The organism is Pedobacter sp. TM02 (genome assembly GCF_059705275.1).
The window spans coordinates 3066710-3083477 of sequence record NZ_AP046530.1; the positions used below are offsets into that span (position 1 = coordinate 3066710).

Consider the following 16768-nt stretch of genomic DNA (forward strand, 5'->3'; position numbering starts at 1 on the left):
AAACGGTGGGTAATTGTGTCTTAAAAATTCTGTAAACGACAAAGGGCCATCCTTTTGGATGGCCCCTGCTTTAAAATTTGGCGCCGACCTACTCTCCCACGTGTTACCGCAGTACCATCGGCTCAGGCGGGCTTAACTTCTCTGTTCGGAATGGGAAGAGGTGGACACCGCCGATATAGGCACCTGAATATCTTTATTGCGTGCGCCAGGGCGCAGGCAATGACATATTATTGAAAGAAGTTAGTTCAGAAGAGCACCCAGCGTTCCTGCTCCTGAAAGCCTCGGACTATTAGTACTACTCGACTGTGGTGTCGCCACCTTTACATCTGTAGCCTATCAACGTAGTAGTCTCCTACGGTCCTGTATGGAACCCTCATCTCGTGGCTAGTTTCGCACTTAGATGCTTTCAGCGCTTATCTATTCCCAGCGTAGCTACTCTGCAATGCCCCTGGCGGAACAACAGATTCACTAGAGGCTGGTCCAACCCGGTCCTCTCGTACTAAGGTCAGCCCCACTCAAGATTCCTACGCCCACAACAGATAGGGACCGAACTGTCTCGCGACGTTCTGAACCCAGCTCGCGTGCCACTTTAATCGGCGAACAGCCGAACCCTTGGGACCTTCTCCAGCCCCAGGATGTGACGAGCCGACATCGAGGTGCCAAACCTCCCCGTCGATATGAGCTCTTGGGGGAGATCAGCCTGTTATCCCCAGCGTACCTTTTATCCTTTGAGCGATGGCCCTTCCATGCAGAACCACCGGATCACTATATCCGTCTTTCGACCCTGATCGGCCTGTTTGCCTCACAGTCAAGCAAGCTTATGCTATTGCACTCCCCGTACGGTTACCAAGCGTACTGAGCTTACCTTTGAAAGCCTCCGTTACCTTTTTGGAGGCGACCACCCCAGTCAAACTACCCGTCAAACAATGTCCCCCGCTGGGCGGGGTTAGACACCGAATACAGAAAGGGTGGTATTTCAACGTTGGCTCCACGAACGCTGGCGCGCCCGCTTCAAAGCCTCCCACCTATCCTACACATCCTGTACCCAATGTCAATGTTAAACTGTAGTGAAGGTGCATGGGGTCTTTCCGTCCCGTTGCGGGTACCCGGCGTCTTCACCGGGACCACAATTTCACCGAGCTCATGGCTGAGACAGCGCCCAGATCGTTACACCATTCGTGCAGGTCGGAACTTACCCGACAAGGAATTTCGCTACCTTAGGACCGTTATAGTTACGGCCGCCGTTTACTGGGGCTTCGATTCAATGCTTCGCCTTGCGACTGACATCCCCTCTTAACCTTCCAGCACCGGGCAGGTGTCAGGCCTTATACCTCATCTTTCGATTTTGCAAAGCCATGTGTTTTTGTTAAACAGTCGCCTGGGCCTTTTCACTGCGGCTGGCATTGCTGCCAGCGCCCCTTCTCCCGAAGTTACAGGGCCATTTTGCCGAGTTCCTTAGCCATGATTCACTCGAGCACCTTAGAATCCTCTTCCCGGATACCTGTGTCGGTTTGCGGTACGGGTCTTTGCAGACTGGAGCTTAGCGGTTTTTCTTGGAAGTCTGATTACCTGCGCTATCGCATCCCCCGAAGGTTCTGCGTACTATCGGCTTTCGGCAGGAAATCCGGATTTGCCTGGAATTCCTATACCTACGGCCTTCAACGAACTATTCCGTCAGTTCGCGGCAGTGTCACTACTCCGTCCCCACATCGCATCTACAAAGAGTACGGTAATATTAAACCGTTGTCCATCGGCTTCCCCCTTCGGGTACGCCTTAGGCCCCGACTAACCCTGATCCGATTAGCGTTGATCAGGAAACCTTATCCTTTCGGTGGGCGGGTTTCTCTCCCGCCTTATCGTTACTTATGCCTACATTTGCTTTTCCAGAAGCTCCACCACCGCTGACGCGTATGGCTTCGCAGCCGCTGGAATGCTCCCCTACCGATATATTTCAATCCCATAGCTTCGGTGCGCAGTTTGATGCCCGTTTATTATCCATGCACGATCGCTCGACTAGTGAGCTGTTACGCACTCTTTAAATGAATGGCTGCTTCCAAGCCAACATCCTAGCTGTCTGTGCAATCGCACCTCGTTAGTTCAACTTAACTGCAACTTGGGGACCTTAGCTGATGGTCTGGGTTCTTTCCCTCTCGGCGCGTGACCTTAGCACCCCGCGCCTCACTGCCGTGTATATTAGATAGCATTCGGAGTTTGTCTGGATTTGGTAGGATTTGACTCCCCCGCACCCAATCAGTAGCTCTACCTCTATCTAACTCTGCCACGACGCTGTTCCTAAAAACATTTCGGGGAGTACGAGCTATTTCCCAGTTTGATTAGCCTTTCACCCCTACCCACAGATCATCCGGAAGCTTTTCAACGCTTATCGGTTCGGTCCTCCAGTACGTGTTACCGCACCTTCAACCTGTCCATGGGTAGATCACAAGGTTTCGCGTCTACCTCCACTGACTGTGCGCCCTGTTCAGACTCGCTTTCGCTTCGGATCCGTGCCATAAGCACTTAACCTTGCCAGTGAAGAGTAACTCGTAGGCTCATTATGCAAAAGGCACGCCGTCACAGAACTCGTCTGCTCCGACCGCTTGTAGGTATACGGTTTCAGGTTCTATTTCACTCCCCTGTTCGGGGTTCTTTTCACCTTTCCCTCACGGTACTGGTTCACTATCGGTCTCTCAGGAGTATTTAGCCTTACCGGATGGTGCCGGCTGGTTCCCACAAGGCGTCTCCGACCTCGCGGTACTCAGGATGCTGCTAGGCCGACATTGCTTTCCTGTACAGGGCTATCACCTTGTATCGCCGGGCTTCCCATCCCGTTCCAGTTCACTTTGCCGTGCCACATCGCAGTCCTACAACCCCACGCCCGCCGTAACGGGAATGGTTTGGGCTCTTTCCCTTTCGCTCGCCACTACTCAGGAAATCATTGTTATTTTCTTCTCCTCCGCCTACTTAGATGTTTCAGTTCGGCGGGTTTGCTCTTATCGTGCCATGCCTTCAGCATGGCGGGTTCCCCCATTCGGAAATCCCCGGATCAAGTCATATTTGCTGATCCCCAGGGCTTATCGCAGCTTATCACGTCCTTCATCGCCTCTGAGAGCCAAGGCATCCCCCGTATACCCTTTATTACTTTCTTCCGCTATGCCGCCTTTTGCGCCGGCATGCGTGCTGTTGCGTGCTCGCGCGTCCAAAAGAACGCGTCCGCACTGCTGTGTGCTCTTCTTGTTTTAACTTCTTCCAATATGTCAAAGAACTTTTCTCTCCCGGAGGCCAAAGCCCCTATTATAAACATGCCTTCTGTAACAGGCACCGGTGGTGGTGGAGAATAACGGAGTCGAACCGTTGACTTCCTGCGTGCAAGGCAGGCGCTCTAGCCAGCTGAGCTAATCCCCCAAAAAAACAACCCAGGCGCTGTAGTCCCGTCCAGATTTGAACTGGAGACCCCTACATTATCAGTGTAGTGCTCTAACCAGGCTGAGCTACGGGACTATGGTTTGGTTAAGTTTAGACAATTATACAGTAGTATATAGTATATTACTGCTACTGCCTAACTTCTACACAATAACTTTACCGTTCCGTGCTACCTGGATAGCTTACAAAACGTCAGGTTAATTTTCTGGTGTTTCTTTTGTTTCTTTTTAATTAATAGAGAATATCATGTTGCGCAGCGAGTAGTCCAATCTACTCCAGAAAGGAGGTATTCCAGCCGCACCTTCCGGTACGGCTACCTTGTTACGACTTAGCCCCAGTTACCGGTTTTACCCTAGGACGCTCCTTGCGGCTACGTACTTTAGGTACCCCCAGCTTCCATGGCTTGACGGGCGGTGTGTACAAGGCCCGGGAACGTATTCACCGCGTCATTGCTGATACGCGATTACTAGCGAATCCAACTTCAAGAGGTCGAGTTGCAGACCTCTATCCGAACTGTGATCGGCTTTTTGAGATTGGCATTCCATTGCTGGATAGCTGCCCTCTGTACCGACCATTGTAGCACGTGTGTAGCCCCGGACGTAAGGGCCATGATGACTTGACGTCGTCCCCTCCTTCCTCTCTGTTTGCACAGGCAGTCTGTCTAGAGTCCCCACCTTTACATGCTGGCAACTAGACATAGGGGTTGCGCTCGTTGCGGGACTTAACCCAACACCTCACGGCACGAGCTGACGACAGCCATGCAGCACCTAGTTTCGTGTGATTGCTCACTGTCCCATCTCTGGAACATTCACTAACTTTCAAGCCCGGGTAAGGTTCCTCGCGTATCATCGAATTAAACCACATGCTCCTCCGCTTGTGCGGGCCCCCGTCAATTCCTTTGAGTTTCACCCTTGCGGGCGTACTCCCCAGGTGGAACACTTAACGCTTTCGCTTAGCCGCTGACCGTGTATCGCCAACAGCGAGTGTTCATCGTTTAGGGCGTGGACTACCAGGGTATCTAATCCTGTTTGATCCCCACGCTTTCGTGCCTCAGCGTCAATACAACCATAGCAAGCTGCCTTCGCAATCGGTGTTCTGTGACATATCTATGCATTTCACCGCTACTTGTCACATTCCGCCTGCCTCTAGTTGATTCAAGCCCGTCAGTATCAAGGGCACTGCGATGGTTGAGCCACCGTCTTTCACCCCTGACTTAACAGGCCGCCTACGCACCCTTTAAACCCAATAAATCCGGATAACGCTCGGATCCTCCGTATTACCGCGGCTGCTGGCACGGAGTTAGCCGATCCTTATTCCTACCGTACATTCAGCTTCCTACACGTAGGAAGGTTTATTCCGGTATAAAAGCAGTTTACAACCCGGAGGGCCGTCTTCCTGCACGCGGCATGGCTGGTTCAGGCTTGCGCCCATTGACCAATATTCCTTACTGCTGCCTCCCGTAGGAGTCTGGTCCGTGTCTCAGTACCAGTGTGGGGGGCCATCCTCTCAGATCCCCTAGCCATCGTCGCCTTGGTGGGCCGTTACCCCGCCAACTAGCTAATGGCACGCATGCCCATCTTGATCCCATAAATGTTTGGACATTGCTCCATGCGGAACTGTGTCTTCATGCGGTGTTAATCCGGATTTCTCCGGGCTATCCCCCTGATCAAGGTAGGTTGCATACGCGTTACGCACCCGTGCGCCGGTCTCTGGCAGTGCAAGCACCGCCATACCCCTCGACTTGCATGTATTAGGCCTGCCGCTAGCGTTCATCCTGAGCCAGGATCAAACTCTCCATTGTAAAGTTTGTTTTCCTGACTAAGTTAACTAATGTTAACACTAGTCTTTGTTAATAAAATTTGTCTGTTGGATTTAGACTTAAAATTCAAGCTACTTGTATCATGTACTTTGATTAGTACTTTTATACCTCGCTTGCGCTACATTTGATATCTCTTTTAAGAACTTCTCGACTTAACCTCTCGGCAGTCATTTTATATCTTTAAGCTTGCTTCCTATCGGTCTTCATGTTCCTCAATTCTTCTCGCTTATTTCAATCTTGTTTATGCTTTCGTTACATCCGTAATTAAGCTCCCGTTTCGTTTGGGATTGCAAAGGTAGAAACTTCTTTTTGATTTCCAAGAAAAAAATTTTATTTTTTTTCTTTTCCCTTTCTGCCTTTCAAACTCCCCTTCCGGGTTTTCCGTTCCTTCCGAAGCGGGTTGCAAAGGTAGAAAACTTTTTCGTTTCCCGAAAATAAATTTTAAAATTTATTTTCCCTTTCTGCTATTCAATGGCTGGGGTTATTCTCTCGCTCTTTATCCCTTTGTTCTAACCTTTCACCGTGTCCCCTTCCTTCCGAAGCGGGATGCAAAAGTAGAAAGCTTTTTCGTTTTTGCAAAACAATTTAAAGTAAATAGCGGCAACTAATTGCTAACTCGCTGTAAATGTTGCACAAAAATTTAACATCTTGCTATATATTGCTGCCTAATTGACTTCAAAAAGGCTTTTTAGTTAATACGATCCTCTGCCAAACCCCATACATCACAGGAAGTAAGTCAACCAATAAGGCCCTGTTTAGCTGCTGCCATATCCGTTTTTCGCCTATTCCTGATCAGACTGCCATACGTGGCTCCACTCTAAATCATATACGCCACACGATTAAACTATCCTGGCATGGTTTAACCAAGCCTGCTGTCTCTAATTTATTCGATGTGACAGGCTAGCCGGTTGCTACATATATATAATACATAATAGTGATGTAATGATATACGTACAAGACTTCAAACTGCAGCCACTTTGTCATGAACCGACCTATAACTTATTATAAAACTAGGCAGCAACACTTGAGGCCCGACCGGTTTCATATCCCACCCTACTGTTTTGATACGCTGCAGAAAGTCTCCATTGACCATAAGCAATGACCGTATTTTCCAAACCCAAGCTAACCGGTTCGCAACAACGCAGCCAGTTTTTTATCGCAAATGTTAAAATTTGTTAAGCATTTCAGCATGCTGTTTCCTTTGTATAGCTTAGCGCAGATTTGTTTTTTATTGACGTTATTTATATTATTGATTATCTTTGCAAAATGTTTAAAATTAAACACCTACTCATTTTAAGTTTCACTGCCCTTTTATTAGGTACCTCCGGTTGCAAAAGCAGTTTCGAAAAATTGCGCTTAAGCAACGATGTGGGCCGAAAATACCAGGAAGGGATTAGGCTCTATAACAAAAAGGACTATTCTAAAGCGCTCATTCTGTTTGAGGGGCTGGCCCAAAAATACAGAGGCACCGCAGAAGCAGAAGACCTGAATTATTATTATGCTTTTACACTGTACCGCCTGAAAGACTATACCACGGCGCGTTACAAGTTCAAGGAATTTGCAGATACTTATCCTGCCAGCAAAAATGCCGAAGAATGTCGCTATATGGGTGCTTATTGCTACTATTTGGATTCTCCTAAATCGTCGTTAGACCAGGAAAATACCTATAAGGCCATAGACGCTTTGCAATTGTTCATCAACTTATATCCTAAAAGCGACCGCGCGGTACAAGCGGCGCAATACATTGCCAACCTGCGCAACAAGCTAGAAACCAAGGCTTTTGACAATGCCAAGATGTATTACGAATTGGGTGGCTATGATATTACCAATTACAAATCGGCGGTGGTTGCCCTAAAAAATGCGCAGATTGAGTTTCCCGACATTAAATTTGCCGAAGAAATGAATTTGCTCATCGTAAAATCGCAATACATGTATGCAAAAAATAGTTATCCGAACAGACAGGAAGACCGTTTTAACGAAGCAATAGGCTACTATAACGAATTTATAGAAGCTTACCCGAACAGCAAATACGCCAAAGAGGCCAAACAGCTGAAAGACGATAGCGAAGCCGGTATTGTAAGCGCCAAAAAAGCCCTCGCCGAGCAGGCTGCCGAAATTGCCAAGTATCAGGCATTAGAAAAGAAAAGCGAAAAACGCAAAGACAGTACAACAAATAAAATCGATATTAAAAACAAATCATAATGAATACACCAAAACCGGCCATACCGAACACAACGGTAACAAGAAATGTGCACGATTTAGACAGGGCTACAGATAACATCTATGAGTCTTTAGTGGTTATTTCTAAAAGGGCTAATCAGATTTCTAACAATATGAAAGAAGAGCTTCACGGCAAATTGGCCGAGTTCGCTTCGTCTAACGATAATTTGGAAGAAATTTTCGAGAACAGGGAGCAGATCGAAATCAGCAAGCACTATGAGCGTTTGCCTAAACCTACTTTGATTGCCATCGACGAGTTCTTGAATGGTAAAGTTTACCACAGAAATCCCTCAAAAGAGCAAAAATAATAAAGGCTTTGCGTAACTTGCACCTTGTAATTGCACAAAGGTACTATGCTTAGCAACAAAAACATTATCCTCGGCGTTTGTGGCAGTATTGCCGCCTACAAATCGGCCATTTTGGTAAGGGCACTTATCAAAGCTGGCGCAAACGTCAAGGTTATTCTTACCCAGGATGCGAGTAATTTCATTACGCCCCTTACCCTGGCCACACTCTCCAAAAATCCTGTATATACCCAATATTTCGAAGCCGAAACCGGCGTTTGGAGCAACCATGTAGAACTGGGCCTTTGGGCCGATTATATGATTGTTGCCCCTGCCAGTGCCAATACCATCGGAAAAATGGCCAACGGCCTTTGCGACAATCTCCTCACCGCGGTTTACCTGTCGGCCAAATGTCCCGTTTTCGTGGCACCGGCCATGGACCTCGACATGTGGAAGCACGAAAGCACACAGGAGAATATTGCCAGGCTTAAGGAATTCGGCAACACCATTATTGCACCCCGCAAGGGCGAACTGGCTAGCGGGCTTCATGGCGAAGGCCGTTTGGCAGAACCTGAAGAGATTGTGGCCTTTTTGGAAGAGGAAATCAGGAAAAACCTGCCGTTATTAGGCAAAAAAGCCATGGTTACTGCTGGCCCTACTTACGAAGCCATAGACCCGGTACGCTTTATCGGCAACCACTCGTCGGGTAAGATGGGCTTTGCCCTGGCCAACGAATTGGCCAACCTCGGCGCAAACGTGACCCTGATTGCCGGCCCAACCGCCGAACAGGCCACCACACCAGTGCAACGCATCGATGTAGTGAGCGCAGCCGATATGCTAGAAGCCTGCCTGGCCCATTTTGCCGAAAGCGACATCACCGTAATGAGTGCTGCCGTGGCCGATTATACTCCCATTGATGTGGCCGCCCAGAAAATCAAGAAGAAAGACGAAGGCTTTAGCATAGCCCTCAAAAAAACAACCGATATCCTGGCGCAGTTAGGCAAACTCAAACAAAAGAACCAGGTGCTGGTGGGCTTTGCCCTAGAAACAAACCAGGAAGAAACCTACGCCAAGGAAAAGCTGGAGAAGAAGAACCTGGATTTTATTGTCTTAAATTCGCTGAACGATAAAGGCGCGGGGTTTAAAACAGCTACCAATAAAATCACTATCTTCCATCAAAATTTGGAAAAAACCAGCTTCGAAACCAAGTCCAAAACCGAGGTGGCCAAAGACATTTGCGCTCAAATCATCAAATTGCTGAAGTAATGAAAAAAATTATAGGTATTGTTCTTTTAATGGCCTTTGCAACCTTAACGCAGGCACAGGAACTCAATGCAAGGGTACAGATCCTGGCGCCAAACATCTCCAACATCAACAAAAAGAACCTCGAACTGCTGCAAAATACCATCCGCGATTTCCTGAACAACAACAAATGGACAAACGATACCTATTTGCCGCAAGAACGCATCGAATGCAATTTTGTAATTACCGTAACCAACTGGGATGGCAGCTCTGGCTATAGCGCCGAAGCACAAATCCAATCGAGCCGCCCGGTTTTTGGCAGTTCCTATTACAGCACGCTGCTCAACATCAACGACAAGGATTTTGATTTCAACTATAACGATGGCCAATCGCTAGACTTTTCCGACCAGAACTTTATCGGCAACCTGAGCTCGCTTTTAGGCTATTATGCCTACACCATTATCGGCATAGACAAAGACAGCTTTAGTCGACTGGCTGGCACCCCATTTTTTCTAAAAGCCCAAAATGTATTGAACGTGGCCCAAACTTCGGGCAATAAAGGCTGGAAGGCATTTGATGGCTTGCGCAACCGCTATTGGCTAAACGAAAACCTGCTGAACAATGTATTTAAGGAACTGAGGGTATTTATTTACGACTATCACCGGAATGGGCTAGACAAGTTGCAAGACAATGTAGCCGATGGTGCCAAAGCGATTTTGGGCTTTTTGCCTGCGCTGCAACAGATGGACAAACAGAAGCTGGGCTCTATATTTCCCAATGTTTACTTTGCCAGCAAGGCCGAAGAAATTACCAATGTACTGGCTAACTGCCTCCCACCAGACAAGATCAAAGCCTATAACCTGCTGAGCGACATCGATCCGGCAAACATTGGAAAATATGAAGCATTAAAATCGAAATAACATTTTTCTATTAAAAAAACAGGCCCTCAACTTAACTGCAGAGGGCTTTTTTATTTTTTTTGTTAAAATTTTGTTAAAACATTTTGATTATACGAACATATTCGTACATTTGAATACGAAAAAATTCGTAGTGTAACAAAATGAGCAACAATAACATCAAACCCACAGAAGGCGAAATGGAAATCCTACAGGTGCTTTGGAAAAAAGGCCACTGTACGGTACGCGAAGTTCACGAAGACCTGAACAAAAAGGATTCTGGCTATACCACTACTTTGAAACTCATGCAGATTATGCACGAAAAAGGAATGGTAGACCGTGACACCAGTTCGAAAACACATGTGTACAGAGCGTTGATCAACCGCGAAAAAACCCAGCAACAACTGGTCAACAAAATGATCGACAATGTATTTAACGGATCTGCAGCCCGTTTGGTGATGCAGGCCCTTGGCAACAAAACGGCAAGCAAGGAGGAGATTGATTTGATTAAAGAATATTTAAGCAAACTTGAAAACAAATAAGCTATGGAAGCTATGATCAATAATCTTGTTAAGGCAATCGGCTGGAGCATTCTCCACTCTTTATGGCAAGGGGCCATTATTTATGCCTTCTTATTTGCGGTGTTAATGATTTGGCCCAAAATAAGCGCGCGTATCAAACATAACCTTGCCTTTGGTTCGCTATTTCTGATTTTTGCAAGTTTCTGTTTTACCTTTGGCTCTATTTTCCAATGGCCAAGCACAGGTTCTGCAATCAACAGCATCGTCATCACACCTGCTATTTATCAGCGCCTAACCGGCATGGCCAACAGCTTCAATGCCAAAACCGAAGCCTATTTTCCGATTGTAGTGGTAGTTTATATCATTGGCATCCTTTTCCAGCTGGTGGTGCTCTCTTCGAGCTATGCCAAACTCAAAAAGCTGAAACAAGCTCATGTAGATGCTATTCCTGCCCATTGGAAGGCTATTTTTGAACTGACCCTGGCCCAGCTAAAAATCAAAAAAAGAGTTCAGTTCTACCTATCGTCGAGGGTAAACGTACCAGTAGTTATTGGTTTCTTTAAACCGGTAGTGCTGTTCCCTATTGCCTTGGCAACCCAGTTAGACACCAAACAAGTAGAAGCCATCCTGATCCACGAACTCTCGCACATCCGCAGAAACGACTACCTGATCAACCTGGCCAAAACCTTTATAGAAACCTTATTGTTCTTCAATCCGTTTGTATGGCTTACCACCAAATTCATACACATAGAAAGAGAACATGCCTGCGACGACTTGGTGGTTAATTTCACAGGCAGTCCGATAACCTATGCCCATGCCCTCTTGAAGCTTGAGCTGTTAAAAGACAAACAATCGCCTGCTTTGGCACTTGCGGCCACAGGCAATAATCAACATTTGTATCAACGCATTAAACGAATAACCGCTATGAAGACCAATTACATCAATGCCAAACAGCAGTTTTTCATCCTGACCCTAGCCATTGCAACCGTTATATCGCTGGCCTGGATGAACCCTAGCAAATCAGTTGCCGCCAAATTAAAGAAAGCGCCGAATTTGCTCACCGTAAAAATAGTGCCTAGTGAAGGCAACCCCATCAAAAACCATTTAATCGTTGTTTCTGATACCGATACGGCCAAATCGAAAAAGAAAATCGAAAGAATTTGGTATACCACCAACCAAAGTGGCAAAGAAATAACCTATAGGTCGATCGATGAAATGCCAGACAGCATCAAGGCCAAGTACTTAGAGCTCCAAAAGAAATTCAGTTCGAAGGAGTGGAAAGACAAAATGGCCAAGATCGAATTCGACAGCAAGGAACTCGAGAAAAAATTCAACTCGAAAGAGTGGAAAGACAAGATGGCCAAAATAGAGTTCGACAGCAAGGAACTGGAGAAAAAGTTCAGCTCGCCAGAGTGGAAAGAAAAAATGGCCAAGATCGAATCCAACAGCAAGGAACTCGAAAAGAAATTCAACTCGAAAGAGTGGAAAGACAAGATAGCCAAAATAGAGTTCGACAATAAAGAATTGGAGAAAAAGTTCAGCTCGCCGGAGTGGAAAGAAAAAATGGCCAAGATTGAATTCAATGCTAAAGAGCTGGAGCAAAAATTCAATTCACCGGAGTGGAAAGACAAGATGGCTAAAATCGAACTCAACAGCAAGGAACTCGAGAAAAAATTCAACTCGGCCGAGTGGAAAGATAAAATGTTCAAGATAGAGCAGAACAGCAAGGAATTGGAGAAAAAATTCAATTCGCCAGAGTGGAAAGAAAAAATGGAAGAATACAGAAAGCTGCAAGAATCGCCTGAGTACAAAGAATTGAGAAAAAAATATGAAAGCGATTTGGAAGAACTCAAAAAGAAGAAAGGCATCAAAACCGACAAAACCTTTTTGATGTTCGACAACAGCCATACTGTAGATCTGTCTTTTTTGCCTAACACCAAAGCTTTCGATACTTATTTTGCTTTTGCCAATACCACGCCTGTTGTGTTCAACAAAAACAACACCTTTAAGTTCGAAGCCGCTCCTGCAACTTTTAAAGAAGCTTTCAAAACTACTTTTAAAATGGAGGGCGACGCTAAATTCAATATTAAAATCGACAACAAATAAAACCTAAGAAGCGCCCAGTCGGGCGCTTTTTTCCGAAGGAGATTTATAAAACCAAACAAACAGTAACGGGCAGGTGCAATCCTGCCTTTTTCATTGCCGATTGCAACATTATTTCCCAAATCTTGTCTTGTATAAGGTTTTACTTTTCATCCTTTTAAAATGTACCTCCTAAACCATTATGTATTTGGCAGGCCGATCATTTACCTGACCCTATTGTTGGACCAAAACCGAATTGATAAACGATTTTAACCAAAAGAAATAATTTATGAAACTGCTCCCCATTTTATTTACCCCATTATTTTGTGCAGCCCTATGCAGCAAAGCCCAAGTTACTTCCTTTATGCTCGATAGCGCCAAGTTCAATAAACCTTTGATGAAACAGCTCGACTCCATTTACAAGGAAGATCAAGACACCCGTGTTGCCTTTATCAAATTGGCCAATGCCAAGCAACTGAATACGCCTGAAGGAAAAGCGGCCATGGCCAAAATGAAAACTACCGATTCGCTCAATCAGCTGTTTGTAGAGAAAGTCTTGAACCAATATGGCTGGCAAGGACCTCAAGATGTGGGTTTCAACGCTAGCCAGGCTATATTTTTGGTGATACAGCATGCCAATCTGCCTATGCAGGAGAAATACCTGCCCATGATCAGGAAGGCCGAAAAAGACGGACGAATCTTATCGAGCAACTTGGCTATTCTAGAAGACCGGGTAGCCTTAAGACAAGGCAAAAAACAGCTGTATGGCAGCCAAGTGAAATCTGATGCCAAAACGGGTGAGAAATCCCTTTTCCCGCTCGAAGACCCAGACCATGTGGATGAAAGACGAAAAGCCATGGGGCTGCAACCATTGGCCGAATACCTCGAAAAGAGCTTCCAGATGAAATGGGATGTAGAAGCCTATAAAAAAGCAAATGGCAATTAAATCCAGTCATTAGCCAAGAATTAGAAAAGTCCAAATCAAGCTTATTGTAACAAACAATAAGCTTTTTTATTAATTTGAGGTTATCGTGCAACCTTTGCCAATCGGCAACGTCTTTGAAGTAGTAAAGTCCACACCAACTATTATTAAAATGAAAAAACTCTACTTCCTACTAATCGTTGCCTTGATTACAGCCAATTTGGCGAAGGCCCAAAGTTGCAACTGCGAAACCAATTTCGAATGGGTAAAAAAGACCTTCGAGCAAAACGATGCCGGTTTTAAATATGTAATCGACAGCAAAGGCAAACAGGCCTACGAAGACCATAACAAACGGATTTTGGCCAAAATAAAGGAAGCCAAGACATTAAACGACTGTACCCCTATTTTGTACGAATGGCTTACTTTTTTCCGCTCTGGCCACATTGCCATCAGGCAAAAGAACCAAAACAGCTCCACCACTAGCACGCCAGCAGTGGCTGAAAAACAATTTCCTGATTGGGAAACGCTACCGGTAGATCTAGAAAACTTCAAAACCTACCTTAAAAACAAAAAAGAAGTAGATTACGAAGGCATTTGGCAAACCTCGCCTTATCAAATCGGCATAAAAAAGGTAAACAACGAATATCTTGGTTTTATTATCGAATCGGGTGCGGCAAGCTGGACCAAAGGGCAAATCAAATTGCGAATTACGCCAGGCATGGATTCGACCAGCAGCGTTTTTTACATGAGAGACCATTCTGCCACCAAATCCAACCAGGTGAAGATGACCGGAAAAAACAACCTGCAAATCGGCAATTTTTCTTTGAGCAGAACTTATCCGGAACTCAAAGACGATCAAATATTTGTTGATTATTTTAAATTGCTCTCTTCGAGCAAGCCCTACTTAACGCAACTAAATCCTACTACGCTTTACTTGCGGATTCCTTCCTTTCAGCCGCAGCAAAAGAAATCGATAGACAGCGTCATCAATATCAACAAGGCAAAAATCTTGAAAACCCCTAACCTGATTATCGATATCAGGAGCGGAACCGGTGGCAGCGACAACAGCTTTTCGAGCCTCATTCCGCTTATTTATACCAACCCGATACGCGAAGTTGGAGTTGAATACCTTTCGACCAAACTGAACAACCAAAGAATGCTCGATTTCATCAACAAGCCCGATTATGGCTTTAGCGAAGAAGATAAAAAATGGGCCAAGGAATCGTACGACAAACTGGAAAAGCAATTGGGCAAGTTTGTAAACCTTAACGACGATGTGGTGGGCTTGATCAAGAAAGACAAGGTATTGCCTTTTCCTAAAAATGTCGGCATCATCATCAACGGTGGCAATGGCAGCACCGACGAACAGTTTCTGCTGGCCGCCAAGCAAAGCAAAAAGGTAAAACTGTTTGGCACCACGACTTTCGGCGTACTCGATATTTCTAATATGTACTTTGTTGATTCGCCCTGTAAGGAATTTGAATTAGGCTATTCACTAACCAGAAGCATGAGAATACCTGATTTTACCATCGATGCCAAGGGTATACAGCCTGATTACTTTATGGACCGCAGCATTCCGCCTTATCAATGGGTAGAACAGACCAGTCAAATCCTGAACCAAAAATAACCTGTTTTGGCAAATAGCTTTTGAATTAAAAGCCCGTGGTTTCTTGAAAACCATGGGCTTTTGTAGTAATTTAGCAACGGTATGCTACAAAGACTTTCTATACGCAATTACGCACTGATCGATAGCCTCGACATCGAATTTGACCAGGGATTAAACATCATTACCGGTGAAACGGGTGCCGGAAAATCGATTATTTTAGGTGCGCTATCACTTATTTTGGGTCAGCGCGCGGAAAGCAGGTACTTTTTTAACCAGGATAAAAAATGTGTGATTGAGGGTACTTTTGTGCTGCCCGACGATAAGCTCAAGGGCTTGTTTGAAGAAAACGACCTCGATTTTTTTAAGGAAAGTATATTAAGGCGCGAAATTTCTAGCGATGGAAAATCGCGTGCCTTTGTAAACGATACGCCAGTTAATTTGAGCTTGTTAAAGCAGATTGGCGAATCGTTGATTGACATCCATTCGCAGCATGCCACCCAAGAAATCAACAATTCAGATTTTCAGTTGTTGCTGGTCGACTCTTTAGCCAACCACACTGCGCTCTTGGCGCGCTACAGAAACGGATTTAAGCAGTTGAAACAAAACCAGCAGCTGCTCAAAGAACTGCGCCAAAAAGCCAACGAAGCCCGTGGCCGACAGGATTATGAACAGTTTTTGTTTAACGAGTTGGAACAGGCCCAACTGCAACCCAACGAACAGGAAGAACTGGAACAGGAGCTGGAACGGCTAAACCATGCCGAGGGAATTAAAAGAAGTTTGCTTACCGCAAATGCCTTGCTCAGCGAAAACGAGGGCAATGCCTTAGACTTGCTTAAGGAAGCTTCTTCGCAACTTGGGCACGTAGAAAAATACGATCCGGCCATTAATGCCCTGTACGAACGCCTCAAATCAAGCCTTATCGAAATCAAGGATATTGTGGCAGAAACAGCCGGCATAGAAGAAAATACGGCTCACAGCGCCGAAAGACTGGAGCAGGTACAGCAACGTTTAGATGTACTTTATGGCTTGCAGCAAAAACACCGTGTAGCCAACAATGCCGAGCTATTGGCCATACAGCAGGAGCTTGAAGCCAATCTTAACCAGTTGCTTTCTTCGGATGAGCAGATTGAAAGTCTACAAAACGACATCAAGCAGCTTACCGATGTGCTTTATATTCAGGCCAGGGAACTGAGCCAAAACAGAAAACAAGCTACAGAACTGGCCGCAACCGAGACCACTCGTACTTTAAAGCTGGTAGGTATGCCTCATGCCAAGCTGGTGCTAGATCAGCAAGAACTGGCCGAACTGAACAAAGATGGCCTGGATCAAATTACGTTGCTCTTTACAGCCAATGCAGGCCAGGGCCCCGGACCAGTCAACAAAATTGCATCTGGAGGAGAACTGTCGCGGTTGATGTTGGCTATCAAGGCACTACTGGCCAAACATACCTCGTTGCCTACCCTGATCTTCGATGAAATTGATACCGGCATTTCGGGCGAAACGGCACTTAAGGTTGGCGAAGTGATTGCCGATTTGGGCAAAAACATGCAGATCCTTTCCATTACCCATCTGCCGCAAATTGCGGCCAAAGGCGAATCGCATTATTTTGTGTATAAAAATGAAGCCAGTGATAAAACAACCACCGGCATTCGCAAACTAAGTCCAGCAGAAAGAGTTACAGCCATAGCCGAAATGCTGAGTGGCAAAAACCCTGGCGAATCGGCGATGCAAAATGCGAGAGAATTGTTGGGCTAAT

The 16768-nt window shown here is 45.7% G+C and carries 9 protein-coding genes, 2 tRNA genes and 3 rRNA genes; 9 read left to right on the forward strand and 5 right to left on the reverse strand.

Annotated elements, in window-relative coordinates; all coding sequences use genetic code 11:
• Positions 1–75: 75 nt before the first annotated feature.
• The 5 genes from rrf to AC6H1S_RS13075 form a co-directional block, all read right to left on the reverse strand.
• Positions 76–187 (reverse strand): 5S ribosomal RNA (gene rrf / locus AC6H1S_RS13055).
• Positions 188–270: 83 nt separating this feature from the next.
• Positions 271–3145: ribosomal RNA gene (locus tag AC6H1S_RS13060) — 23S ribosomal RNA — on the reverse strand.
• Positions 3146–3325: 180 nt separating this feature from the next.
• Positions 3326–3402, reverse strand: a tRNA-Ala gene (locus AC6H1S_RS13065).
• 21 nt (positions 3403–3423) lie between these two features.
• A tRNA-Ile gene (locus tag AC6H1S_RS13070) sits at positions 3424–3498 on the reverse strand.
• 201 nt (positions 3499–3699) lie between these two features.
• Positions 3700–5221, reverse strand: a 16S ribosomal RNA gene (locus AC6H1S_RS13075).
• The 16S, 23S and 5S rRNA genes sit together here with 2 tRNA genes alongside, the layout of an rRNA operon.
• A gap of 1284 nt (positions 5222–6505) precedes the next feature.
• On the opposite strand from AC6H1S_RS13075, the gene AC6H1S_RS13080 reads away from it, so the two are divergent.
• From AC6H1S_RS13080 to recN, 9 genes are all read left to right on the forward strand, one after another.
• Complete coding sequence (locus AC6H1S_RS13080; protein ID WP_199140833.1) at positions 6506–7441, forward strand: outer membrane protein assembly factor BamD; 936 nt, start codon at positions 6506–6508, stop codon at positions 7439–7441.
• The gene (locus AC6H1S_RS13085) at positions 7441–7767 is read left to right on the forward strand and encodes a DNA-directed RNA polymerase subunit omega (protein WP_199140834.1); all 327 of its coding nucleotides are present in this window, start codon (positions 7441–7443) and stop codon (positions 7765–7767) included. The genes AC6H1S_RS13080 and AC6H1S_RS13085 overlap by 1 nt, the downstream gene beginning before the upstream one ends.
• 45 nt (positions 7768–7812) lie before the next feature.
• On the forward strand, positions 7813–9009 hold the full coding sequence (gene coaBC, locus AC6H1S_RS13090) for a bifunctional phosphopantothenoylcysteine decarboxylase/phosphopantothenate--cysteine ligase CoaBC (protein WP_497563899.1): 1197 nt from the start codon (positions 7813–7815) through the stop codon (positions 9007–9009).
• Positions 9009–9905: a type IX secretion system protein PorD gene (porD, locus tag AC6H1S_RS13095; protein ID WP_199140836.1), complete on the forward strand. Its 897-nt coding sequence runs from the start codon at positions 9009–9011 to the stop codon at positions 9903–9905. Before coaBC ends, porD begins: the two co-directional genes overlap by 1 nt.
• 140 nt (positions 9906–10045) lie before the next feature.
• Positions 10046–10423, forward strand: a complete 378-nt coding sequence (locus AC6H1S_RS13100) for a BlaI/MecI/CopY family transcriptional regulator (protein WP_497563900.1) — start codon at positions 10046–10048, stop codon at positions 10421–10423.
• A 12-nt stretch (positions 10424–10435) separates the two neighbouring features.
• Positions 10436–12508 (forward strand): M56 family metallopeptidase, encoded by a 2073-nt coding sequence (locus AC6H1S_RS13105; RefSeq protein WP_497563901.1) that lies wholly within the window; start codon positions 10436–10438, stop codon positions 12506–12508.
• 265 nt (positions 12509–12773) lie between these two features.
• Complete coding sequence (locus AC6H1S_RS13110; RefSeq protein ID WP_497563902.1) at positions 12774–13430, forward strand: DUF6624 domain-containing protein; 657 nt, start codon at positions 12774–12776, stop codon at positions 13428–13430.
• Positions 13431–13578: 148 nt separating this feature from the next.
• Positions 13579–15033, forward strand: coding sequence for a S41 family peptidase (locus tag AC6H1S_RS13115; RefSeq protein WP_497563903.1), 1455 nt, complete (start codon positions 13579–13581; stop codon positions 15031–15033).
• 81 nt (positions 15034–15114) lie between these two features.
• A complete protein-coding gene (gene recN / locus AC6H1S_RS13120; protein WP_497563904.1) occupies positions 15115–16767 on the forward strand; it encodes a DNA repair protein RecN in 1653 nt (550 codons plus the stop codon).
• Position 16768: the final 1 nt, after the last annotated feature.